Below are 26,198 nucleotides of genomic sequence, written 5' to 3'. Positions count from 1 at the left end.
ATTATGAAATTGACTCATATAATAACTTTTCCGTCTGAGAAAGCGGCCCTGATTGGGCCGCCTTCCTGGCGGCTTTCATCTTTTATTTAGCTCCCCAGGAGGAAAACAACATCTTCCCCATTATAAGATTTCTACATAGCCTTCTGTTCCATTCACGCGAATTCGCTCCCCATCTTTTATCAGTGTGGTAGCATTTTCCACTCCGATAACTGCTGGTAAGCCATATTCGCGTGCGATAACTGCTCCATGGGTCATCAGTCCACCAACTTCGGTGACCAGGCCTTTTATGGAGACAAACAATGGTGTCCAGCTAGGGTCAGTAAAGGAGGTGACTAATATATCTCCCTCTTCCAGATCAGCATCTTCCATGTTTAAGATGACACGTGCTCGTCCCTCTATAACTCCGGAAGAAACAGGTAGACCTACAATAGCTTCGGCTGGGAGATTTTCTCGTTTGTACTCACCTGCAATGATTTCACCATCAGACGTGATAATACGTGAGAGAGTTAGTTTTTCATATAATTTGTACTCATCTTTTCGTTTGCTGATGATCTGGTAATCCAGTTTGTTTGTGCGTACGACTTCGTGAAGTTCTTGAAAAGTGAGAGAGTATATATCTTCTTTTTCATGAATAACGTTGGCTTGTACGAGTCGTTCGGCTTCTTTGAGTAAAGCCTGCTTATACACGAAGTAGCGATTCACCATGCCGTATTTTGGATATTCACGATACCCGATGAAATTCCGGATGAGGCTGATCATTCGTTTTGTCTCTCTGGCTTTTTGTTCACCATCTGGTAATTGCTTCAATCGATCTAATAACTCTTGTTCTTTTTTCAATGCTTCCTGTCGCCCTTGCTCAAATCTCCGCTTGCTTTCACCTGGTTCAAAGTTTTTGATGTTACTGAGAATCATGGGGACAAGAGTAGTTGGTTTTTCGCTCCAACGAGTTCTCGTTATATCGATTTCCCCGGCACAGCGCATTCCGTATGTGTTGAGATAAACAGAGAGAGCGTCCCGGCTTTCCTGGCCACCATTAAACTGAACCAGTTCATCCAAAAAGTTATCATTTTTTACATGTTGTATATAATCAATTACTTCTGGATAAGGGCGCATCACATCTGCAACATCCAATAGCGCCAGACCCATTTCCGAAGTGATATTGTTGGGTACAGATTGAGAAAGCGTGTCTGCTGCGTTTTTTTCACCTAACCACTCCTTCATTTTTTCATTGATCCATGATGAAGCATTCATAGCAGTCATAAACACACCAAAACCTTGCGGATCAGATAAACTCTTCTTTAATTGCTGAATGTCTTCCAAAATAAAATCAAGCAGATCCGATCCTGATTTCGTTTGGATGTTTTGTTTTAGCTCTTCTATCGATGTTTCACTACGCTTGATCAAATCAGAAACGATTGTTGGATCATATTCGTTTAGTGTTTGAAAATCCGCAAGCGACGGACCTTGATTGCTTTTACTGGGAGTCTTTTCTTGCTTATCATCTGGTAACGACGGTATAAAATCCCCCCGTTCTATGATGGTCACCAATGCATCTTTTATGAGTGGATCGCCTTTTCCCATAACATCTAATATACGTTCTCTGCTAGCCGGTGAAGCCAGCAGAGGTGTAACATCAACAAACAACCTTCCCCCAGCTGTAAACATGGGGCGTGCAGCCGTTAGCTGCCAGAAAGAGATTCCCAATGGTTTCATGGCGTCAGTCATCATTTGTTGATGACCGACAGATACATACACGTGATTTTCCTGATCATTCGCTTCAGGGATCGGGTATAAAGTAGTGATTGGCCGACTCTGGACAATATAAAATGTATCATCAACCAGACACCATTCGATGTCCTGGGGGCAACTGAAATGTTCTTCGATCTTTCTGCCTATGCGTTCAAGCTGTAAAATCTGCTCATCCGTCAACGCTTGCCTGTTCTGCCTCTCAGGTTCAATCTCCTGTTCTTTCGTACCGCCATCTTTTAAAGCATAAATAGCCAGTTTCTTGGTAGATATCCTTTTATCGATAATCTTGCCGTTGCGCACTTTATAGATATCAGCATTCACCAGGCCGGAGACCATGGCCTCACCAAGTCCGAAGCTGGCATCAATGGATAACACCTTCCTATTAGAAGTGACGGGATCGGCAGTAAACAAAATTCCTGCCGCCTGCGGGAAGACCATCTTCTGAACAACCACAGACAGGTGGACTTTACGGTGGTCGAAGCCGTTTTGAAGGCGGTAAGTTACTGCCCTCTCGGTAAAGAGCGATGCCCAGCACTTGCTGATATGCTTTAGGATTGCTTCCTTTCCGATAATGTTCAAATACGTATCCTGCTGGCCTGCAAAAGAGGCCGTCGGTAAATCCTCTGCAGTGGCGCTGGATCGTACTGCATAGGCATTTTTTTCATCACGTCTGGAGAGGAAGTGGGTGATCTCTTCATGAATGTCTTGAGGGATGGCTATCCCTTCGATGACCCTGCGAATCTCACCGCTCAGTTCACCGATTCTATGCCGGTCTTCCACCTTTAGAAGCGATAACTGATCAAGTAATTCGTTAATCAACGATGTTTCCCCAATGATTCTTTTAAAGGCTTCAGTAGAAATACAAAAGCCATCTGGTACGCGTATTCCTTCAAATTTGGATAGTTCCCCCAGATTCGCGCCTTTACCCCCAACAACCATGAGTTTTGTTTTGTCAATGTCCTGAAAACCAAGCACGTATGAACTCATATTTTTACCTCCTTTGGCAATTCCTTCTTTGATAATTTTGATGACATCCTTCGGGCTAAAACGATCTACCGGAGTATTGTACTAGCCTGGTACAGCCCCATTAAGGCTCTGTTGGCGAATGACATTGAGAGTGGAACGGTACCAAAACCAGGCAGTTTTTGTTGTATTTTGCCTGTCAGGCTGGAGTTTTTTGACCGCCAACGTCCCTGTTTCCATCCATTGTGGTATTCGCCAACACTATTATTAAGCGGTGACGGCACGTAAGGCCACCTTTCGCACACGACGAGGGTCTAGCACATGCCCGCTGAAGCATGTGCTTTTTGAGCACAAACATGAGAGGTATCTTTGCTCAAAGGAGAGCGTTCACCGCAGATGCGCCAGAGTGGGTCGCTTCCACCTGAGTATAGGGGAAAGAACGCCAAAAAAAATCGTCCAAAAAGACAGTGTGCTAGTAGACAGGAGGTGATACAATAAAAGTGAGAAAGAACGGGCTCGTTTTTGAGCTCAGAGAACTGATCTTCACCCGAATTTGACACTGCTGGCAAACTCAAGCAAAACACGTCCCAGGAGTTTGCCAGCAGTGTCAAATTTATGGAGACCCCAAACATGGGGATTAACACATCGATTGTTCGTAGAGCAGCACACCCTTGTCAACAATCTCGTCTACTTTTTATTCACATATGAAATATATGTGCCTCACACAAATGATGTCAAGGATTATATTACATAAGTCATCCCAAACTTGATACCGTTGGGAAACTTCTCTGCAGAACTCAAATTGAGCGCGGCTTTGTCGTTCTGCCAGGAGAGAACGGAGGGTTTCCCAATGGTATCAACTTCGGGATGACGCATGGCCGATCTAGCATGTTTTTTTCATTTCACCTGAGTCGAGCAAATGATTACGCTATCACAAGCTATTTAGGTGTGACGACGACAGCAAAACCACCCCAATAATAAGAGAAATCAGCGCGCGTCATAACGGCTTTATTCAGCAGGGATGAATCAGCCATATAGACATTATTTCCCTGGCCGCCACGCAGAACCAGGATATGGCCGCCCTCAACTCGTGGTGGTGGATAACTGACAATGACAGGACGACCCTTATTCGCAATACTGATAATTTCATCTAACGTTGCGTTTTGCAAATGGAAGGCTTTAAAACCGAATTTATCTACCGTCGCATCAATACCATTGGCATCCAACAAACCAAGCTCCGGGGTAATTTGATGCAGGCCAGATTCTACTTTGAGAATATCAGTAACACGATAATTCGTGTGTTTATAGGCGTTAATAACCTCGGTCATTGAAGCAGCCGAGCATGCAGCCGCCGACCACGTATTAAATTCATCGTTAGAATTATATTGGCTCGCAGACATTTGATTCACGCGAACCAGCGCCTGCGAAGCACCGGCAGAGGTAAATACCGGTGGTGAATTAGTATCAACGGACTTTGAAGCAGTCTGAGGAGTAGCAAGAGGAGTGGCTCCAGGAGATGTTTCCGTCCAAAATGGGGAAATAACGCTGGCATTGGAGCGCGCAGCAAACAATGGTTGGAGTGAATACATCCCCAGGCCAAACATTGCAATAAGAATCAAACAAATGCCCAACCATGGAGTTGGTTCCCCATCACGAGGCGAAATTAATTGCTTCACATTGAGTAAAGAACGAAAATGGGCAAAATTGCTGGATGAAAAAGAGGCCCCATACTGATCGAGAGATCGCTTGTAGGATTTAGTCGGCCGGTAGTTAGTATCTATCCTGGCTGTGCGCTGCAAACGAACATTTTTTTCTGGTTTATAAGCCTGGCTACTCACACTGCGATACACACGAGTACCATTGCGAGTAGCATAGGGTAAATCTTGTTGTACAGGTGCTTGAGGTTTGGGTGAAAGGAATAATCCTGCCAAAACTAGCGTAATAGCTATTGCCAAAAGCGTAACCAGGACAATAGTCATTAAAAACTCCTATAATGTTCTTGTTTCATTCTGTCCCTGACAGGTAGCTTCCTCATACCTTACAACAAATTGTACGTATGTTCTAATCTACTGATATAGTTAAATGTACCATGCGATCACGGAAAATTCAACAAAAAAGGCTTTTGGCAGAAAATCGGTTTATGACCACAGGTAAAAGTGCCCTCATTCGTGGATAAAAGCCAGAGCAAGCATCTATAGTATAACATATGTATACAGGCTAAAGGCATTAAAATTTTGCAAAGAAAGACAATGTCGGGAAGGATTTATCCTGGATATTATCTTCCAGGAGCACAAAAGACATCGCAAAAATAGGAGAACAAGCACAGAAAAAAATCATCTTAACAGAGCCACGTGGTTATGGTATGATCCAGTTACTTTCATTCTATGAGCGGGAATATCGTGACTGAATCGCGAGAGATCCAGAGGTATGACCAGCGTTCATCAAATACGAGGCAGGAGAGAATTCAAAGATGTACGTGTACTATATTTTACGTGGCACGAAAAAAAATCAAGTGGTTGAGTTTGATGGTGATGTAACCGAAGAACTCTTTCCAGGTGTCGATCGCACCGAGGGGCCTGATGTCATCAAAGCTGTCGTTAAAAAGCTAGCCGAACAGGGCACTGAGGAAAACTGGACCGAGTGTGACCTGACGAATGAATACTATGATCGCGATGATACCTATGCCTATTACAATAAAAATTGGATACGCCGCTCAGATGTCCCGCTAGTTGATAATAGATAGGACACACATAACGGCTAAAATAGCCCGGTGATTGCAGAAAGGCGATGAACCAATGCCCGTGCTCGCAGGATGGCTGACAGGCGAACAAGTACCACCGGAGATTATTGAACAGACCTTAACGGCAATGGGCGGCATACTGGAACGGCATGGCGGGGAAACCGCACGCAGTGTCCAGGCCGGGTCCGGGCTTATCGCCTTTGCTGATACGGCCTACAGTATGCCGCAACAGAAGGAATCAGCGGTACTGGACTGGGTGCCCGATCGCCGTACCCTGGTCTATCGACGTCCGCTGACAGGTGCCTATCCGCTCTTCTACATTGAAGATTGGCCAGCTCCAGGCAATTTGCTCTTTGCCAGCGAGATCAAAGCCCTCTTTGCAGTTGGGGTTCCCCGGTGCCTGCATATCGCGGCCCTGGAGGCCCTGAGACGCCATGGCTTTATCCCTGCCCCCTGGACAGCCTTTAAAGATATTCACGTCGTACCAGCAGGCTCTATTCTACGCTGGCAACACACTAAAACAGTGGTCAGCCCGGCCAGCGATTTTTCACTGGTCGCTCCACTTCCACATGAAGATCTGGCAGCAAACGTTCAAACACTACTCAAACAAGCCATCAGTTCATTACAACCCTCACACGACAAGATCATCAGTCTCATCAGTGGCAGTTCCGCCTCCAGTTTGGTCGCAGCCTATCTGGCATCTCACATCCAAGAACCGCTTTCTGCAGCCGCATTGGGTACATCAAAAATGTTAGCTACCAAAGCATGGAAAAACGTGCAACGAGTCACAGACATGTACGATTTATCCCTCCTGGCGATCACTGCCAATAGTGATCCAGAGGGCTGGAACGCCACATTACTGGGGATCGAAGCGCCTTGCCGTGATACACGCTCCCTTGCGATCTATCAGCTTCTGCATACGGCAGCTCAGATCACTGGAGCACGCATCGCTTTTAGCGGGCTGGGTGCCCAGGCACTGCTCGGATTAACCACCTCAGATCCGCTCCAGCCAGAAAGAGAAGATTGGCTGACCGCCCTTAGGCAACCGCGTATGCCAGCAGAAAGCATCAGTTCCCAACTCTGGTCAGGAGACGTCAGGCAACAGCTACAGAAGGAGGAAGCATGGGAAGAGACACGTCACGCCCAAAAATTGATCCGTCGGGCCAGACAGTTTCCAGATAGTCTCCAAAGCCAGCATTATCTTGGTCTCCACCTCGACCTGGCTGATAGGCTGATGCTGCCCTGGCAACAACTCGCAATCCACGAAAGCATGGTACTCCGCTCACCATTTCTAACGCCATATGTCATGGAAACAATGGTCAACAGCGCAAACCTGCTACAAGACAAAGGCATTCTTACCGCGCTGCTACAACATGAGCAGTTGGACATTCCAGCGCATCCAGCCATCCTTCCGCTTAACATCCCGGCTCCTACGCCAGAACAAATATGCAATACTGCCAGCATCGCCCATACCCTGACACCAGAAGCGATTCGTCAGACCGGCATCTTCAATCCACAAACAGTTCAAATGCTCCTGCAACAGCAAGCAGCCCACAAAGCCATTTCAGCAGACCTCCTCTTTATCTTCACCACCCAACTCCTCTACACATTATTCTCTATCGAAGGCTGGTCATAAATATAAAGCTTAATGGTAGCCTTTACCGTAACGGTGAAGGCTACCATTAAGCTTTAATGATCGGTCCCCTCGATGCCCGAGGCAGCCACAGCATCGCCATGGGCCGCAGCCCAGCGTAACGCCTCACCCGCCAGATAGAGCGAACCGGTCGCACAAATCAGATCATGTTGGTCAGCCAGATCTAGCGCCAGATCTAGTGCCTGGTTCGTGGTTTCAGCCAGATAGATCGGTACATGTGGTGCATATTCCTCAAAAAGTGCCTGTAGTTCAACTGGCGACACAGCACGTGGATTATTAGCATGTGTAAGAATGACTGCATCAACCTGCGCCAGTTCCTGTATCATATGAGAGAGATCTTTATCCTTATTCACTCCGACCACACACAGCACACGATGGGCCTCGAAGATTGAATGCAAGGTTGCCAGTAATTTTTGCATTGAGTCAGCGTTATGAGCGCCATCAACCACAATAGTCGGTGCGCGTCCCACAATCTGAATACGTGCAGGCCAACGTACTGCCGCAAATCCGGCGCGTAAGGCCGCCTCATCCCATGCAATCCCTTTCTCACGTAAAGCCTCCAACGTTGCCAGGGCCAGCGTTGCATTCTCCACCTGATGCACACCGACTAACGGTGTCTCCAGATCCATATAGCTACCAGCAGGGGTTTGTATTGAGAAGCGTTGTCCAGTCTCATGCTGCTCAAGCACCTGATAGTGATAACTCAAAGGAGGTAATTTACCGGCTGCCACTTCAGCTTCAGCTGGATCACCCGCTATACTTCCAATTCGTATCATCTGGGCTTGCCGCTGACGAGCAATCTCAGCAATTGCCAGCAGAGCTTCTGGAGACTGGGCTGAAGTCACCACAATGCCATTCTGTTTAATGATGCCCGCCTTTTCGGTCGCGATTTTTGCCAGCGTATCACCAAGAATACTCATATGATCATAGCTAATCGAAGCTATGACCGAAACCAGAGGATGGGTAACGTTGGTCGCATCCAGGCGTCCTCCCAGGCCCACCTCGACAACGGCATGTTGAACCTGCTGACGTGCGAAATACAGGAAAGCCAGTGCAGTGCCTACTTCATAGGTAATAAATGGACCAAATGCTTCCCTGGACTGAATATGCTCAACCGCTGTACGTAGCTCTGGTATCAGATCCGCTACCTCTTGCTCACTAATCAGCCGACCGCTAACCTGTGATCGTTCACGGAACGTGTGTAAATCAGGCTGGGTATACAGGCCAGTGCGCAGGCCTGCCGCACGTAACACACGCTCTATATAAGCAGCTGTTGAGCCTTTTCCTTTGGTACCCGCAATCAATGTATTGCTATACTGTTCCTGGGGATTACCCAATAACTTTAATAATTCAACCTCGCGCGAAATATTTTCAGTACGATCTCTGGTATATTTTCCACTGCGTTCATAATCGGTAAAACCATAAATATAATCTAATGCTGCTTGATAATTCATAAGAGTGCTCTCCTTTTTACACCTCAGTTTGTGACCATGTTCCGCGCACAATAGCATCGCTCATTTTCACAACGCGCATGATTTCAGGTACATCATGCACACGAACGATATCCGCCCCCTGAGTAATGCCTGAGGCCACAGTGGCAGCCGTTCCCTCTAATCGTTCTGATGGTGGCAAACCGCCCAGTACCAGACCAATTGTCGCTTTGCGCGAAGTACCCAATAGTATGGGCCGTCCCAGCACACGCAACTCGCCCAGGCGGCGAAGCAGTATCAAGTTTTCTTCAGGCGTTGTACCAAACCCGATGCCTGGATCAACCATAATCCGCTCCCAGGCAATGCCAGCTTTCAATGCACGCTCAATCGAGGCGGATAAAAAACGGATGACATCACTCACAATCTCGTATCTGGTAGAGCCACGCATATTCGCCATCAAGATTACCGGCACAGCATGCTCATGAGCAACGGTAGCCATCTCAGGATCATGCTGTAGCCCCCAGATATCATTAATCATGTCCGCCCCTGCCTCAAGGGCCTGAGAGGCCACTGCTGCTTTATATGTGTCTATCGAAATAATTATTTCCGCTGGTAGTGCCGTCCGTAGCGCCTGGATAACTGGAACAACACGGGCAGCTTCCTCTGCCACCTCTACAAAGGTCGCATGGGGATTGGTAGATTCCCCACCGACGTCGATAAACCGCGCTCCCTGTGCCACAAAATGCCGGGCTTGCTCTACAGCACGCTGGACCCAATCCACAGCAGTTTGTAAGCCATCACCAGAAAAAGAATCGGGCGTTGCATTCACAATCCCCATCACATATGTCTGTTGGCCCCAGATAACTGTATGCTCACCCCAACTCATCGGCGGGAAAGTATTATTGACAGATGCAGCCATAAATAATCATCCTTTGCTAGCGACATAACACTGTCATCATCATACCGTGTTCGCTACCATATGAAAATACCAGAGAGGGGTTGCTATTCTATAAAATAACAACTGACGATACCATTCTCTATACACAACTCTCTCCAGCGCTCAATTGAATCATGTACACACATTACTCCTGGCTACACAAAACAGGGAAAAAAGAGCATGCAAAGCGAGAGTAAATAGGTCTTTCAGGCCCCTCTAACACAAGATGAGAGCCTTATTCGTTATACCACACAGATCTACCAGTGCTATACTACCTGTAGGCACGTTTTTAAACATCTTTATTGTATACATACGATCACTTTATTTTTGTGATCATCCAATAACGACTGGGGATAAAAATACGTATGCAAAACACCACTGAGACACAAACTTATCAACGTAGTGTTAATGCCGCTCGTCGTTGCCACGAATGCTCTGAGGAAGCGCTGGGGCGTTGTCCTGATTGCCATATGTGCTTCTGTCAGGAACATTTCCCCAAGCAACAACATTCACCTTGCGCTGAAAAACAGATGAAGCTGGCACAAACACAGGTGTGTTATGTCTGTGGTTCCCAGGTCTATCCAGATCAGTGGTCTCTCTCAAAAACCACTCATTATGTAGACCAATCGAATTGTCATGGCTGCGGCCGCTATATCTGCGACGATTTGCATACCCAGAGCAAGGACGAAGATGTCGTCATTGCACGTGAGGGATTGCGAGGACATCGATACCAATATATTAATCGCTATTGCGATATGTGTTCGCCATTGCGTAGAATTGGTGGTATTCGTGGACTGGCACGCACAGTCGTAGTAGTTGGCACCATTGCAGCCGGTGTTTTCTTCTATCTACACCCATAACATCGGCAACAGAGGAGAGAAAGGGGACGAGGCGCATAGCGATTACGCGCTATACCATCTCGTATCATCATATTCATGGTCTTATCGACAACTTTACAATCCGCTCTGCTCAGGCATCAGCGTTCAATTGACGCAGCCTTGCGCTCGACACTGCAGAAGGTCGCTGGCGCAACCGGGATTGCTGCCCTTGATGCTTATTATGGACAAATGCAATACCATCTGGGCTGGGTAGATGCTAATCTGATACTCACCAGAAGTAATCCTGGAAAATTGCTGCGTCCAACCTTACTTCTCCTGGCTTATGAGGCAGCAGGAGCCTGGGAACTGGCAAAAGATGCTACCTCTCCAGAGAGTTATCTACAACGCGCCCTCTCTGCGGCAGTCGCTATCGAACTTACCCATAATTTCACCTTGATTCACGATGATATCGAAGATGGTGATACAGAGCGCCGCCATCGTCCCACGCTCTGGAATATCTGGGGCGTACCACAAGCCATCAATACAGGCGATGGTATGTTTGGCCTGGCACGCTTTGCACTCTGGGGGGTACTGGAAAACGGAGTAGAAGGCGATATCGCCGCACATTTAGGCTCTGTCCTGGATCGTACCGTGCTGGAAATCGCAGAAGGCCAATATCTGGATATCAGCTTTGAGCAACGCCAGGATATTTCTGTCTCGATGTATCTTGATATGATCGGTCGCAAAACAGCAGCCCTGATGCGCTGCGCCGCTGAGATGGGCGCGATGCTGGGTACACGTGATCAGTCTACGATTCAACGTTTAGCCAGTTTTGGACAAGCCATCGGGATTGCCTTTCAGGTACGTGATGATGTGCTTGGTGTCTGGGCAACATCCGAAGAACTGGGGAAGACACAGGCAGGGGATATCTATCGCCGTAAAAAAAGCCTGCCTATTCTCCATGCACTTGAACATGCGAACAGCCAGGATCTTCAAATACTCCAAACAATCTATAGTCAGGAAACACCGATGGATAGTGAACAAGCCACGCAGGTATTGGCAATTCTCGCACGTACACAGACGCAGGCTTATTGTCGCACCTTCCTACAACAGCAATGCCAGACCGCATATGAGGCTCTGGATGCTGTGTCAGATCCCACCACTAACACATCCTTATCCAGTCGAGCCATCGGCGATATGAAAGTAATGATTCAATTCGTCGAAACCGCGGCTTATTAGCCACAAGTGGGATATCATGTAAGCACAAAAGCTTTTTACATGTTTACATGATATCCCAGAGCGTTACTTTGCTCCCACTCCCTGTGGCTAACTGCTTGCCATCAGGTGACCAAACAATGCTACGGACAATCTCTCCCAGATTTTGAGCAAAAACCTGCTTCATCTGCAATGTGGTCTGTAGCAAGACAAGCCTACCATCATTGGTTCCAACAGCCAGAAAACGGGCATCAGGAGACCAGGAAAGGGCTCGGATAGCTGCTTTTGAAATTTGGAGCCGTTGAGGAGCATCCATACATTGCATCCCATCATTTATACAGCGAAGTCCATTCCAGAGGCGTACTATCCCATCATCGCTACCAGTGGCAAGTTGCATCCCGCCTGGGGCAAAGGCCAGGGCACGCGTCGCGAATTGGCTATCCTGATAAAAACCATGGTTGTCCTGACCCGTAGCAGCCTTCCAGACATGCACCATACCATCTTGAGAGGATGTAGCTACCGTCTGTCCATCGGGACTCCATGAAACGGCAGTAAGCGGTGTGGCTTGTCGTTTATAAGTTAACTGCGCCTGATAATGCTGTGGCTCCCAGACAATTGCACGCTCATCAGCGCCGACTGAAACGATTTGCTGCGCATTTTGAGTTGCCCATGCCACCCCATTTACTGCCTGGGTATGGCGATGATTTGAGTGTGCCACCCGCCGACCAGTATGCGTATCCCAGAATGCTACCTGCGTGTTGGCGCCCGTTGCAAGATGAGTACCATCAGGTGACATAGCAAGCCCATGAACACCACCTGGCAGTTGCAAATCATGTTGCACGACGCCATTCTGATTCCAAAGAAAGACATGCGCATCTTCAGCACCACTCGCCAATAGTGTTCCGTCAGGTGACCAGACAACAGTACGCACAAATTGCGCATGCTTTGTAAACGTCAAGCGCGCTCTGGCAACCACCGCTCGCTGTACAACAGGACGTGTGGTTGGAGCAGGGGCAGTATGTACAGGCAGTGCCGTTCCGACTGGTAATAAAGAACGGTACGCAGCATAAGCTAAACCAATCCCTCCGATACCACAGAGCGCCCCAAAACTTAATAGGAACGTGCGTCGCGATACTTCGCCTTGTTTCTTTGTACTCAGCGCCTGAACATCCTCTGTTGCGGGAAACGTTGCGAATGACGCTGCATCTGAAAGAGTATCCGATGCATGAAGATCTTTGTTCAACTGGAATGGAGAGGAAGGAGACGATAGCACGGTTACAGTGGATGCGAGAGGAGTGACCAGCGCGGCTTGCGCAGGTTCCAGTTCAGTAGATGCAAGAGGTACAGGAGGTACAGGCACATTCTCCGTGATTGAAGAATCCAAAGTAAGATGCATACCAGGCAAAATACCAGCAGCACGTAGCGATTGATTGTTTGGAAGAATACGACCACTGGTGGCATGTCGCAAAACATAAACGAGAGGTTTACCAAATAAATCTTTTTCTGGTAGATGTAACGTTCGTACCAATTCAGGCATAAGTACAGCAATAGGCATATCCATTGCCACAGCTATAGGAAATGGATTTCCAAATCCACTTCCATCTATTAATACTTCATATTTCTGCATGTAGACCCTCCTATGTCTCTTCCATTATGTATAGTGTAGCACGCCAGGTCTCCTTTTTTCATCGAGATTAACCAAAAAGGCTAGTAAAGACTAGAAGCAAGTCTTCTAACAGATGAGCACAAGGAAACAGAAACAAGAAAGGAATACAGGGAGGTGGTTCTGTGATATGATAGCGATAAATATTCTCGGAAAAGATTGAAGGGTATGTATTAAACACACAGAAAAGCTTGACGATGCTATTCATAATAGACGTAGGCTGACTGTAAGGTCGCCCGAAATATTCCAAAAAAGAGAATGATGAGCAACTCGACCCAAAGCCGGAGATCTATTGTATGACAAGACCAATTTATGTAATGGGGCACAAGAATTCCGATATGGATTCAGTAGCCTCCGCTATTGCCTATGCATATCTTTTGCGTGCGCAAGGCGAAGATCAGGCCATTCCCGCCCGTCATGGGGACTTGAAGCCAGAGATTCAGTTTGTGCTGAATCGGTTTCAACTCGACGTCCCCGAGGCCTTGGAAGATGTTTACCTTCAGGTGCGCGACGTTATGCGCCGTGGCATTATTTCTGCGTACGTTGACCAACCAGTATTTGAGGCTGGCCAATTACTCCAGCAGCACAATCGTGGTTCGATGCCAGTCATTGATGACGAAAACTTTGTTAAGGGTATGATTGCCCACGATGATCTTGCTAAACTGTACTTTAATGATTTAGATCCTTCCTCGTTAAATCGAATTCCGTTGCAACGTGCCAATCTTGTCAGTGTCCTCAAAGGACGCGTGCTGGTTGAAGGACGGCGCAAACTCGGTAGCCGCGTTCTGGTAGGCGCAATGGAAGCAGAAACGATGGTCGATTATGTTGAGGAAGGGTGCCTTGTTGTTATTGGAGACCGTGAAGATGCTCAGTTGATGGCCATCGAACATGGTGCCGCCGCACTGGTAATCACTGGTGATCTATTGATCTCTGAACGCACGCTGGCAGCCGCACGTCAACAAGGTGTCATGGTTATCAGCACTGCCCACCATACCTTCACTGTAGTACGCCTGATCAACCTGAGCATTAAGACCTCAGAAATCATGAATCGCGAGTTCACATTCTGCCACCCTGATGATCATATGAGTGATGTACAACCAGCCCTGGCCCGTTTGCGCTCCATGCCCGTGGTGGATCACAATGGCAAACTGGTCGGTTACATTTCGCGTACAGATCTCATCAAAGCGCGACCAAAACGGGTCTATCTCGTGGATCATAATGAACGCACACAGGCCGTTGATGGTATTGAAGAAACGGAACTGCTAGGTATTATTGATCATCACCGCATTGCAGATGTTCATACAAATAAGCCAATTTTGTTCCGGGCTGATCCAGTTGGCTGCACAGGCACGATTATTACCAATCTTTATCACGAAGCCGGTGTGGAAATTCCTAAAGAGATAGCGGGAGTCTTACTGGCCGGATTACTCACCGATACGCTTATTCTCCGCTCCCCAACCTGCACAGCACGCGATGAGCGCGTTGCCGCCGAGCTGGCTGCCATTGCTGGCGAGGATCTTGAAGAATACGGGCAGGCTATTTTTGCGGCCGCAGCACAAGATCTGACCGATAAGCCAGCCGAAGCATTAATCACATCTGATTTTAAAGAATTCACAGTCCAAAACCATAAATTCGCAGTAGGAACCGTTGAAACTGCCAGTCCAGCCACAGTTGAATCTCGTATGGATGAGCTGAAGGAAACAATGCTGCATATTCTGCAAGAGCGTGCGTACACCTCCTTCTTGTTTATGATTGTGGATATTATCAATATGCGTTGCCATCTGCTGATCTGCGGTGGAGAACAAGCTGTTGCTGAAGCGTTTGGGCGTCCACTGGAAGCCGATGGAGGCTCGATTGTGGTTGAGGGCCTGGTTTCACGTAAAAAACAAGTTGTCCCACAGTTAGAGCGCATTGAAACCATTCTCTCAGAAACAAGCGGCGTACACTAAACAATAATGCATGCGATACCAGCCTGAGAAACAACCTTAACGCTCTTTGCTTTTGCTCTGTCCATGCGTCCGTAGCACGCATCAATAGATGGGTTTGGCGGCTCACCTACAATCCGGATTGTAGGTGAGCCGCCAAACCCATCTATTATGAAACAGTCTATTAAATCGACCTCTGTTTTCTTGAGAACAAAGAAAAGCTCTGCTAATAAAGCTTGTGCTCTTGCCATCTACCATTCACTATGTTACACTATGATACAACTTGGGTACTCCTCGTTAGATAGAAGTGGCTATTGTAAAAATTCCACAAACACTTCGCAGTCCTCAGTACGTTCAGGTTCTGTAGCTAGAATGCGATAGTTTACTTCTAACATGGTTCGATCACGATGTCCTTGCTATCACTGTTGATATGCGACGAACTTCTTACCCGGTTCATAAGGAGGCAGTTTTATCGTGAGCAACTATATCTGGGTTCCAATCGTTGTAGGAGTTCTTGCTATAGCCTTTGCTGGTTATCTTGCCAGCTTTGTATTACGCAAAGATACTGGTACTCCTGCCATGCAAAAGGTCGCCAACGCCATTTTTAAAGGCGCCATGGCGTTCCTCAATCGACAATACCGCACCATCTCAATCCTCTCTATTGTAGCGGCAATCGTCGTTGCGGCTGTCCTCTACCTGCTCAGCAATGGGGATAGTCCAACAAAGTTTGATCTGGCATGGCGTACCGCTGTGGCATTCCTCATTGGTGCATTCTGCTCAGGTGTTTCGGGCTATATCGGCATGTATGTGGCGGTCAAATCAAATAGCCGCACAGCCAGTGCCGCAACACGTAGCCTGGGTGAGGCTCTGATGGTTTCGCTGCGTGGGGGTGCAGTCTCTGGTTTCCTGGTCGTAGCCCTCTCGCTCCTGGGCGTCTCAATCATCTTCCTCTTATACAGCATTGGCAACAGCATCGACAAAGTTCCATCTCTCATTGTAGGCTTTGGCTTTGGTGCTAGTTTTGTCGCACTCTTTGCCCAGCTTGGTGGTGGAATTTATACAAAGGCCGCCGATGTGGGAGCTGATCTGGTTGGCAAACTAGAAGCTGGCATTCCAGAAGACGATCCACGTAATCCTGCTGTGATCGCAGATCTGGTGGGAGATAATGTGGGAGATTGCGCTGGCCGTGGTGCGGATCTGTTTGAGTCAACGGCAGCCGAGAATATCGGTGCCATGATTCTGGGCGTTGCCCTTTACCTGGCTACCAAAAATCCTGGCTGGATTCTCTTCCCGCTGGTAGTACGTGCCTTTGGCCTGATTGCCTCTGCTATTGGCCTCCTCTACGTCAGACCTTCCGTCGTTATTGAACCCGATAAAGCGGCGGGACGCGATCCGGGTGAGATCGCCATGAAACAACTGAATATTGGCTACTACATTACCTGTGTGCTCTCAGTGATTGGCATCTTTGTCGGGAGTTATCTGATGCTTGGTGGTCAAAACCTGAGCGCGCATAACTTACCCGCCTGGGCATGGTTTGGTCTGGCTGGTACGGTGGGTATTCTCCTCAGTATAGCCTTCGTGTTCATTACGCAATACTATACAGCAGGCACATGGCGACCGGTACGTGAGATCGCTGGCGCAACCCTGACAGGACCTGCGACAACCATTATCACTGGCATGTCGGTAGCTTTTGAATGTACCGCCTTGCCAATATTAGCCATTGCAGCAGCATTGGGACTTTCATTTTTCTTTGGTAGTCAGGTAAGTATTCCAATCAGTGTCGCAACCAATCCAGGTGTGATTAATGTTGGAGGCATCTTTGGCACAGCAGTAGCTACCATGGGTATGTTGATGAGTTGTGCCTACATTTTAGCGATGGATACCTTTGGACCGATTACAGATAATGCTGGTGGTATCACCGAAATGAGTGGTGAGGCCGAAACCGTTCGCGATATTACAGACGCGCTTGATGGCGTTGGGAATACTACCAAGGCACTTACAAAAGGGTATGGCATTGGTTCAGCAGCACTGGCCGCTTTCCTGCTTTTCAGTGCATACCTGGATGTGCTCTACTCATACAAGAAAAATCCTACTGTCTATAGCGTTGATCTGGCGAACATCCTGGTCTTTATCGCCGCGTTGATCGGTCTCACGCTGATCTTCTTCTTTAGCTCGCTCGCCATTCGCGCCGTCGGTGATGCAGCGAAACGCATGATCGAAGAGGTACGTCGGCAGTTCCGCGAAAATCCTAAGATTATGGCTGAACGGGTTGAGGACCGGGTTGATCCAGATTATGCACGCTGCGTTGATATCAGTACTCGAGGTGCTTTACATGCGATGATCCTCCCTGGTATTGTCGCCGTCTTTACTCCTGTCATAGTCGGCTCCGTGCTGGGACCACAAGCTGTAGCAGGATTCCTGATGGTAGGTACCATGGGCGGCATTGTGCTGGCACTGGTACTTAATAACGGAGGTGGTGCCTGGGATAATGCAAAAAAATACATTGAAGCTGGCTACCTGCGTGTCAATGCGCAGGGGGAGATGATTGGGCGCAATGATACTACCGGTACTGTACTCGGCAAAAAGAGCGAAGCCCATATGGCCAGCGTTGTTGGCGATACCGTTGGTGATCCATTCAAAGACACCGCTGGGCCCTCGCTACACGTACTTATCAAATTGCTAAGTACTATTACTCTGGTGCTCGCACCACTCTTCATCGCCCTCCATCCCTGATTGTCCAGCACCAAAACCTGTGTGCGGCCTTGCGTCTGTATAGAATCAAGGCCGCATCTCCTATTTCCCTCCCCTCTCCCATTTTTTTCCATTTTTCTAAGTTTGCGCTGTATATATATAGCAGGAAGCTGTTCAATGATAAGCGGGCGCATGTATGAGGGAAGATAGAGGGAGTTTTTTTGAACCATTTATTAACACGATCAAAATCCATCTGGTATGCTCTAATTATGGGTATGCTTTGTCTACTCTTAACAGGTTGCCAGAATGTCTCCATTTTTGGTGGAAACCCCAATCATGAGCAGAGTAGCAACGCAACAACAGGTACAACAAACCCGGGCGTGGTCCTTCAGGGGGCCCAAAACGTCAAACTGTTTATAGAACCGGCAGATGGAGAGAATGTGATTATATCAGCACTCGCCGGTGCGAAAAAATCAGTCTGGTTGGAAATGTATCTCCTCACCGATAAGAAGATAATCCAAGCATTAGAAGACGCTGCACAACGTCAGATCGATGTCCGTGTAATGCTTGAGGATCATCCTTATGGTAGTGGCTCCGTTGCTCCGAACCAGACGCTAGATCGCTTGCGAGCAGCGGGAGTCACTACACAAACAACAAACCCACAGTTTGCATTGACGCATGAAAAAGGCATGGTCATTGATCACCATAGCGCATACATTATGACGAGCAATTTTACCCTGTCAGCACTGGGGAGCAGCCGTACGCTTCAAAACCGCGAATATGGCATTATTGATAACAATAGTGCCGATGTACAAGATGTTGAGAGTATCTTTCTGGCAGATTGGGGACGCACCCAGGTCACATTCAGTAGTACACACCTGGTAGTTAGTCCAGTAAACTCACGCTCTACCTTCCTGGCGCTTATTCAAACGGCAAAGCAATCGCTCATGATTGAAGCAGAGGAAATGCAGGATAACTCAATCGAGCAGGCATTGGTCAATGCCAAGAAACGAGGCATCCAGGTCCAGGTTATCCTTCCATCCAATAACAATTCCCCCACTGACAATAATAGTGCGGGTATCACAGAGATCAAACAGGGTGGTATCCAGATCAAAGAAGATACCCAACTCTATATGCATGCAAAAATCATCATTGTAGATCAGCAAAAGGCCTTTGTAGGCTCTGAGAATATCTCTACCGCCTCGCTCACAGCAAACCGAGAATTAGGAATTGTCATTAGCGATGCAACGGCGCTGAATGCATTACAACAAACATTCCAACAGGACTGGTCCGTATCTCAACAAACCTGAACCCCCTCTGCACACTCTACCTATATCAAGTGAGAGCATGCTTATTGGATCCTTGCCAGTTGCTGGCAGGCCAGGGAAGAATGAGCATCCACCTTTGTTGTAACGACGGCGGTTATTGTTGTTGTTATTCTGATTATTATTGTTTTGCTGATTATACAGCATGAGCTATGATTGGTTTCCGTATCCTCCTGTCAGGAATTTCCGCACCTTTGACGTTGAAAAAGATTTCGTAAGCTGCCGTGTAGCAAGGGAGCGATCATGTAAAGTGTCTTCAAAAGGCTTCTGTAGCTACGATAGACATTGGCTCGTGTATCATGATAGGATAACAGAGTTGATCAGAGAGGCATTTACTCATCCCATTGTAGGTTTGCCGCATGGGAAAATCGCTCTGATTATACGATGAAATTTACTCATCATTTCTATCAACAAGGAGCATTTCATAATGGTTACCGAGGTTGCAATTTTCATCGCACTTGCGGGCAAAGAAGAAGAATTAGGTCAGGGTATCATTCAAGGTATCGAGTTTATTCGTCAACATCCTGAGTGCATTTCAGCCAATGCTACCCGCTGTGTTGAAAAGCCGGGACGCTATATGTTATCGGTCGTCTGGTCTTCACTGGAAGCTCATACGCAGGATTTCCGAAATAGTGATTTGTTTAAGCAGTGGCGTGACCCGATCAATGGTCTCTATAAGGAAAATCCAGAAGTTCTCCACTATCACGTCTACTAAAAAGAATAAGAGAGAGAGAACAAAACAGTAACCCACAGAAAAAAACTTTTGGCAGGAGTGAAGAGTATGTCAAATGTCCATGATGGGCAACGAGAGCGCGAGAAACCTGAGGAACAGATCCAAAAGCCATTCTTGCAAGATGGTGGGAGCGAAGAGGAAAAGCTAGAAGCACACATCGCAAAGCTACGTCATCAGATTGAGGAAGCGAACTACCAGTACTATATCAATGATAATCCAGTATTAACGGATGCTGAATATGATCAATTGATGATAGAACTTCAAAGAATTGAACACGATCATCCTGAACTGCAAACACCAGAGTCGCCAACGCAACATGTGGGTACGGGGCCGGTTCAAGATGTCTCGCAACATCGACATCCTGTGCCGATGCTCAGCCTGGCGAATGCTCGTAGCGAGCAAGAACTTCTTGATTGGCATAGGCGCGCACAAAATATTCTTCCCAATGCCACATTTAGCTATGTCTGTGAGCTCAAAATCGATGGGCTTGCCATGGCACTTACCTACGAGCAGGGACGTTTAGTCATGGGGGCTTCGCGCGGCGATGGTCTCGTCGGAGAGGATTGGACCGCGAATGTTCGCACCATCCATACCATTGCAAAGAAGTTACGCGGGAAACAGATTCCTTCCAGGGTTGAAGTGCGCGGTGAGATCTATATGCCCATCCAGAGCTTTGAGAAGCTCAACGAAGAGTTGACCGACACCCATCTCTTCGCCAATCCCCGCAATGCTGCCGCTGGCTCTCTCCGCCAGAAAGATCCACGGGTGACAGCCAGCCGTAATCTGAGTTTCTTTGGTTATCAGATTGGTTATGTCGAAGGCATGCGCATCACCAGCCATTGGGATACACTCCAGTTGATTCGCGAGTGGGGCTTTCCGGTCAATCCTCATGTGCAAATGGCGCATGACCTGGATGAGGTTATGGCCTATTGCAATAAGTGGGAAAAAGAGCGCTTTAACCTGCCATACGAAATCGATGGTGTGGTAATTAAGATCAATGATCTCGCCCATCAAGAAGAATTGGGCACCGTAGCCCGCGATCCACGCTGGGCCATTGCCTTCAAGTATCCTCCCATACAGGTCGCAACGCGCCTGTTAGATATCCGTGTCAATGTTGGTCGCACGGGATCAATGAATCCCTGGGCCGTCCTTGAACCAATCAATATTCGTGGCGTAACCGTATCACGTGCCTCTCTGCATAATGAAGGTGATATTCAACGCAAAGATTTACGTGTTGGAGATTGGGTATTAGTACAACGTGCTGGTGAGGTCATACCACAAGTCGTCAAGCCTGTCGTTGAGCATCGAACAGGAAACGAAGAAGTCTATCATCTACCAGACAATTGTCCTTCCTGTAACACACCGATTATCCGTGTTCCTGATCAAGCCATGGCTTACTGCCCCAATAAAGAATGTCCTGAACGTATTCTGCAAAGTGTCAGCCACTTTGTCTCTAAAGGGGCGATGGATATTGATACAATCGGTGAGAAGATGTCTGAGCAATTGGTCAATGCTGGCTATATCAAGAGCCTATCAGACTTCTATCATCTAACCGAAGAACAGCTTTTAGCCTTGAATGGCGTCAAGAAAAAGAGCGCCGATAATATGCTGGCTGCCGTTGAGGCGAGTAAGCAAAGACCCTTCTGGCGACTTCTCTTTGGCCTCAATATTCGCTATATTGGTGAGAAATCAGCCCAGATTCTGGCGAACGCTTTTATGAGTATGGATGCATTAAAGCAAGCCAGTGCTGAAGATATTGTGAAAGTACCCGGTATCGGCCCCGAAATTGGGCAAAGTGTCTATAACTGGTTACAGGATCAAGACAATCTGGCACTCATTGAACGGCTACGAGCAGCTGGCCTGACCCTGGAAGAGGAACAACACGAACAAACTGGCCCACTCACTGGACAATCCTTCTTACTTACAGGACGGCTCGAGGCCATGTCTCGTTCGGCAGCCGAAACAGAAATTGTACGTCTGGGTGGAAAGATTGCTACAGGGGTAAGTAAATCCTTAAGCCATCTTGTCGTCGGTGAAGATCCTGGCTCAAAGCTTGCAAAAGCCCAGAAAGCAGGCGTCGCCATCCATGATGAAGCGTGGCTGATCAACTTATTACAAGAACATGCTACAGCCAAATAGCAAGCAAGCAACTTACTTTAGTAGGTGTAGCACGAAGCGTTCGAAGGATGCTTCGTGCTACACCTACTAAAAATGTTTTGAGCACCTCGGGAGCGGAAAACTCATGTGTACAGATTGCAAAGATAAAAGAGTCGGACACATGCTCAAAGATTGCAAATATATCAAGATGCGGCCAGTATTTTAGAAGATGTCAGCAGCTTCCAATTCCCATTGGCATCCGCTCCAACCATGTAGTATCCCGTATAATATTTAAGCGTTGTACCACCATCATTCGTGTATTCGTTCGCTGCAATGCGCACATTGACTTTATAGGTGCCATCCTTATTCTGTGTTACCTCATCATATGTCACATCATCATGCTGAGTCATTGCATAGCCATTCTTGAATGATTGATAGGTCGTCGCGTTTTTATAATCTAGTGACCATTGATCATAAGCGTCCTGGTAATGTGCTTGATTGATATCATCAAAATAGGTGGCAACCTCCGCCTGCACTTGTTTGATGGGATCCAGGGAAGTGGTAGGACTGGCAATGGGAGTTGCCGTCGCCTGGCTGGTCGCCGTGGCCTGACTGGTCGCCGTCGCGGACGTTACTGGTCCATTAGACCTCCATACATGCGCGAGTAGACCCGGCGCCAAGACAATTCCAACTATTCCCAGGACAATAATGATACATAAAGCCAATATCCATCCCATCCATCTCTGAGAGGTGTGTGCACTGGCTGCCGGAGGGGCTTGATGGGATGAATATGGCACCGCTGCAGTCTCAAACTCCACATGTCCTCCCGAATAGGGTACAGAACTGTCTGGATAAGGCGTATGCTGTGAGCCATATTCAATATGATATGGTACTTGAGACTGAGCAGGCGACGTATGGGGAAGATTCATTGATAGAGCACCAGGTGCCAGATGACGCGAATCTGGGAAATTTGCAGGATTCGACATGTTTGATGAATCTCTATAGATTGGATTAGAGGGATACATGGGCCCACTGGCAGATGTCGTCGGAGGTTGCAGCTGATAATATGGTGTTGGCACGGATTGAGATGGCTGTGAAACGATCGTGTTATTTATCGCTAGCTTCGCCTGGACCAATGAGGGCGTAGGTCCAGTTAATCCATCTAAAACATCTAAAGAGGGCGATGAGGGCGTCATAATAGCTGCACGCACTGCTTCCACCATCTCACGTACAGAATGATAGCGATCATCAGCATTCTTCGCGATAGCTTTTTGCACTGCTGCATCCAATGCAGGAGAAATTGTTGGGTTCAATTGTCGCAAAGAAGGCGGCTTTTCATTCACCTGCATCGCGGCAATATACAGCGGGCTGGTTCCCTTAAATGGGACGCGCCCTGTCAACATTTGAAACAGGACAATCCCTAACTCATAGAGATCCGCTCGATGGTCCACCTTATGGCCCTGCACCATTTCGGGGGCCATATATTCAACAGATCCCAGAAACTGACCAATCGCCGTCAATGAAGGATCAGACAAACCAGTATGGTTGACCGTACTATCGCGTGTAATGCGAGCAATGCCAAAATCAACCAGGACCAGACGACCATCAGCATGGAAGAGCATATTGCCGGGTTTAATATCGCGATGAATAATTTGATGATCATGGGCATATTGCAGAGCTGAACCGGCCTGTTCAAGATACTTCAAGGCTTCCTGGGCTGTGAGTTTACCACGCTCTTCCAACAAGGTACGCAAACTACCACCTGCCAGATAGGGCATGACAAGATATGCTAACCCATCCTGCTCATCATACTCAAAAACAGGCAAAATATTCACATGATCAAGTCGAGCTATTACATTAGCTTCGCGGCGGAAGCGCTCAAGAAATTCTTTATGCGCCTCTGTATAAATGCCAGCACCTGATCGTAAAACCTTTACCGCTACATCGCGTACAGGGCGCGTCTGATGTGCAAGATAGACCACCCCCATACCACCAGTACCAATGACACGATCCATGACACATGTGCCCAATTGTTTGCCGATGAGGTGATCGTTACTTTCCATTAAAAGATATCCACTTCTATTAATTCTATAGCTTGCTTTATGCTCATGAAGAGCGTTCCTATCACGCACCCGCTGATCTTGATCCTATTCCTTCTACTATACATAGACGTATTGACCAGAAATATTTGCGTGATTAGAAAAGAGATCTCATCTTTTGTAACGAAAGAAAGCAAGCAAATGTATCGAAAGGTACCTGGAGAGATCAGAACAACGCTTCTTTTGCCCTGATCTCTGCCACACGCGCCCTGACATTCAGCCAAAAGATGAAATTAAACATAGTTCATGTCTACATAACGAGAACGCAAAGAATGCACCGCATCTTTCACCTTTTTGCCACGTACGGCATCATGAATTAATTGAGCCAATTCACTCATCGCAGGCTCATCCATCCCAAAGCGGGTCATTTCAGAGACGCCAATGCGTAATCCAGAGGGATTGCGTGGATCAGCATCACCCGGCAGCATATTATAGTTCACAATAATATCATTTTCTTCGAGTCGCTTTGCTACCTCAACGCCACCATCCCATTGGGCAACATTGACCGCGATCATATGGCTCCGTGTATAGCCAAACTCGCGTGCCTCAACCGGTGTGCCCAGTTCATCTAAACTCCGTCCCAATGCCTGAGCATTGCGTACAATCTGAGCGGCATACGCCTGACCATAACGCTTCATCTCACGAATAGCAACCAGTAAGGCCGGCAATGTATTGAGATGGTGATTGCTCGATGAACCAGGAAAGACACCACGGTCCGCTGGCTGCCAGTATTTCTTGAGTGCGGCAGGATCACCCAGATTGCCAAGAATGATACCACGCTGTGGACCTGGGAAGGTTTTATGGGTACTACCCGTCATCCAGGTAGCCCCCTCCTGCAAGGGGGACTGGAATTGTCCTCCGGCGATCAAGCCCAGCACATGGGCCGCATCATACAACACGGGTATATCTTTTGTCTGGCAGAAAGCTGCAACCTCTGAAACAGGCTCTGGGAACAAAAAGAGGCTCTTGCCAAGGATAACCAGTTGTGGATTGAGTTGATCCACCAGTTCGATAGTTTTCTGCGCATTCACATGATACCGATCTTCCGTCAATGGCAGATAGTTCAGATGAATGGAATTACTTCCACCAACTTTGAGCGATTGACCACGATCTTGAATACGCCGTCCAAAGACACCCACAGCCCCATGGCTGATATGTCCACCAGCATCTGTGGAATTAGCAATTACCGTATCACCGCCGCGTAAAATACTCAATGCCAGGGCAGTATTGGCTGCGTTACCACTAATGGGCCGCACATCAGCCTGTTTAGCATCAAATAATTCCAGCAATTCATGCTCAGCCATATGCTCGATACGGTCAATGTATTGCGTTCCCTGATAGTAGCGATTCACCTGCTCGCCTTCATTGGGATGTCCCTCGGCATAGCGACCCATAAAATCAGAATTCTGTACCCGACGCACAGCCTCACTGGGCGTATTTTCACTGGCAATTAAGTTGATCGTCTGCGTCTGACGCCACACATTTTGCTGCTGAATAATCTCTTCAATATCATGTATATCAATAGTCATGCACATCTCCCCTTTCAGGCTAACTATGTTGAGCAAAGTTGCCTTCAGTATAACATGCCATGCATTCAACGTTAGATACGGAACAGCTGAGTTTCTGGCTATGCTCCAATCATAATACCCATGTACTGAGAAATTTGTCGTTTCAACGCGATTCCAATACGAAAACATCCCTATCTCATCATAAGTCATACACAGAACTATATCTGATTCATTCCTATCTTGTACACCTTTTGTACTCCATAGTAAGCTGCATAAGTAAGCTGCATAAGTTCGTCAGCAACTAAACAAATAGTCCGCAGTGCCGATTACATTCCTACATAGGTATGCTCAGATTAAAACCTTACACTACACGGTCACCAATAATAATGCGCTTCATAAAGAAGCTGAGAAACTGATACCTGCGGCATAAGCTGTTCAGTGAAAAACACAAACAGACGTCGTTTGCACCACAATGTTACGTGTTGATATACCGTTGAATATACTGCATAATTTTGATATACTAGGTCTACGCCTACTAAATGGGAAGGGAGAAGCGATACCATTTTCTCTATACCGAAACAGCCATTTGCATGGCCGCATCGCACCGGTTGGTCTAAGGCAGACCTCCACCGCATCGTCTGAACCTCAGGC

At 47.4% G+C, this 26,198-nt stretch carries 17 protein-coding genes; 9 read left to right on the top strand and 8 right to left on the bottom strand.

Translation table 11 applies throughout. The annotated features are described in order from the left end of the window. Positions 1-120: 120 nt before the first annotated feature. Both ppsA and F1593_RS07030 read right to left on the bottom strand, forming a co-directional pair. Complete coding sequence (gene ppsA / locus F1593_RS07035) at positions 121-2,736, bottom strand: phosphoenolpyruvate synthase (RefSeq protein ID WP_149400852.1); 2,616 nt, start codon at positions 2,734-2,736, stop codon at positions 121-123. A gap of 914 nt (positions 2,737-3,650) precedes the next feature. Next, positions 3,651-4,691 carry a C39 family peptidase gene (locus F1593_RS07030; RefSeq protein WP_149400851.1) on the bottom strand — a complete coding sequence of 347 codons (1,041 nt, stop codon included), beginning with the start codon at positions 4,689-4,691 and terminating at the stop codon, positions 3,651-3,653. Positions 4,692-5,182: 491 nt separating this feature from the next. On the opposite strand from F1593_RS07030, the gene F1593_RS07025 reads away from it, so the two are divergent. Both F1593_RS07025 and F1593_RS07020 read left to right on the top strand, forming a co-directional pair. Next, positions 5,183-5,455 carry a hypothetical protein gene (locus F1593_RS07025; protein WP_149400850.1) on the top strand — a complete coding sequence of 91 codons (273 nt, stop codon included), beginning with the start codon at positions 5,183-5,185 and terminating at the stop codon, positions 5,453-5,455. 52 nt (positions 5,456-5,507) lie between these two features. Next, positions 5,508-7,088: an asparagine synthase-related protein gene (locus F1593_RS07020; protein ID WP_149400849.1), complete on the top strand. Its 1,581-nt coding sequence runs from the start codon at positions 5,508-5,510 to the stop codon at positions 7,086-7,088. Positions 7,089-7,141: 53 nt separating this feature from the next. On the opposite strand, the gene F1593_RS07015 is transcribed toward F1593_RS07020, so the two are convergent. Together F1593_RS07015 and folP are read right to left on the bottom strand one after the other, a co-directional pair. Further along, positions 7,142-8,560: a bifunctional folylpolyglutamate synthase/dihydrofolate synthase gene (locus F1593_RS07015; RefSeq protein WP_172631928.1), complete on the bottom strand. Its 1,419-nt coding sequence runs from the start codon at positions 8,558-8,560 to the stop codon at positions 7,142-7,144. Positions 8,561-8,576: 16 nt separating this feature from the next. Beyond that, on the bottom strand, positions 8,577-9,455 hold the full coding sequence (gene folP / locus F1593_RS07010; RefSeq protein WP_149400847.1) for a dihydropteroate synthase: 879 nt from the start codon (positions 9,453-9,455) through the stop codon (positions 8,577-8,579). Positions 9,456-9,838: 383 nt separating this feature from the next. Here folP and F1593_RS07005 point away from each other — a divergent pair, with 383 nt between their 5' ends. Both F1593_RS07005 and F1593_RS07000 read left to right on the top strand, forming a co-directional pair. Next, on the top strand, positions 9,839-10,333 hold the full coding sequence (locus tag F1593_RS07005; RefSeq protein ID WP_149400846.1) for a hypothetical protein: 495 nt from the start codon (positions 9,839-9,841) through the stop codon (positions 10,331-10,333). A 75-nt stretch (positions 10,334-10,408) separates the two neighbouring features. Beyond that, on the top strand, positions 10,409-11,530 hold the full coding sequence (locus F1593_RS07000; protein WP_149400845.1) for a polyprenyl synthetase family protein: 1,122 nt from the start codon (positions 10,409-10,411) through the stop codon (positions 11,528-11,530). Between the two features lie 43 nt (positions 11,531-11,573). Here F1593_RS07000 and F1593_RS06995 read toward each other — a convergent pair whose 3' ends face one another. Next, positions 11,574-13,133, bottom strand: a complete 1,560-nt coding sequence (locus F1593_RS06995) for an EsaB/YukD family protein (RefSeq protein ID WP_149400844.1) — start codon at positions 13,131-13,133, stop codon at positions 11,574-11,576. A 332-nt stretch (positions 13,134-13,465) separates the two neighbouring features. Here F1593_RS06995 and F1593_RS06990 point away from each other — a divergent pair, with 332 nt between their 5' ends. Beyond that, positions 13,466-15,118 (top strand): putative manganese-dependent inorganic diphosphatase, encoded by a 1,653-nt coding sequence (locus F1593_RS06990; RefSeq protein ID WP_149400843.1) that lies wholly within the window; start codon positions 13,466-13,468, stop codon positions 15,116-15,118. On the opposite strand, the gene F1593_RS06985 is transcribed toward F1593_RS06990, so the two are convergent. Beyond that, complete coding sequence (locus F1593_RS06985) at positions 15,115-15,345, bottom strand: hypothetical protein (RefSeq protein WP_149400842.1); 231 nt, start codon at positions 15,343-15,345, stop codon at positions 15,115-15,117. The genes F1593_RS06990 and F1593_RS06985 overlap by 4 nt on opposite strands. A 223-nt stretch (positions 15,346-15,568) precedes the next feature. Between F1593_RS06985 and F1593_RS06980 the strand changes: the two genes are divergently transcribed. The 4 genes from F1593_RS06980 to ligA all read left to right on the top strand — a co-directional run bounded on the left by F1593_RS06980 (position 15,569) and on the right by ligA (position 21,982). Then, positions 15,569-17,827: a sodium-translocating pyrophosphatase gene (locus F1593_RS06980; protein WP_149400841.1), complete on the top strand. Its 2,259-nt coding sequence runs from the start codon at positions 15,569-15,571 to the stop codon at positions 17,825-17,827. Positions 17,828-18,006: 179 nt separating this feature from the next. Then, on the top strand, positions 18,007-19,095 hold the full coding sequence (locus tag F1593_RS06975; RefSeq protein WP_149400840.1) for a phospholipase D-like domain-containing protein: 1,089 nt from the start codon (positions 18,007-18,009) through the stop codon (positions 19,093-19,095). 442 nt (positions 19,096-19,537) lie between these two features. After that, positions 19,538-19,825 carry a putative quinol monooxygenase gene (locus F1593_RS06970; protein ID WP_149400839.1) on the top strand — a complete coding sequence of 96 codons (288 nt, stop codon included), beginning with the start codon at positions 19,538-19,540 and terminating at the stop codon, positions 19,823-19,825. A 66-nt stretch (positions 19,826-19,891) separates the two neighbouring features. Beyond that, positions 19,892-21,982, top strand: a complete 2,091-nt coding sequence (ligA, locus tag F1593_RS06965) for an NAD-dependent DNA ligase LigA (RefSeq protein ID WP_149400838.1) — start codon at positions 19,892-19,894, stop codon at positions 21,980-21,982. 161 nt (positions 21,983-22,143) lie between these two features. Here ligA and F1593_RS06960 read toward each other — a convergent pair whose 3' ends face one another. After that, positions 22,144-24,003, bottom strand: a complete 1,860-nt coding sequence (locus F1593_RS06960; protein WP_149400837.1) for a serine/threonine protein kinase — start codon at positions 24,001-24,003, stop codon at positions 22,144-22,146. A 269-nt stretch (positions 24,004-24,272) separates the two neighbouring features. Further along, on the bottom strand, positions 24,273-25,568 hold the full coding sequence (gene glyA / locus F1593_RS06955) for a serine hydroxymethyltransferase (protein WP_149400836.1): 1,296 nt from the start codon (positions 25,566-25,568) through the stop codon (positions 24,273-24,275). Positions 25,569-26,198: the final 630 nt, after the last annotated feature.

It is taken from the genome of Dictyobacter arantiisoli (assembly GCF_008326305.1).
Taxonomy (GTDB): domain Bacteria; phylum Chloroflexota; class Ktedonobacteria; order Ktedonobacterales; family Ktedonobacteraceae; genus Dictyobacter; species Dictyobacter arantiisoli.
The sequence above is the reverse complement of the archived record's forward strand: the minus strand, read 5'-3'. Positions and strand labels throughout refer to the sequence as shown.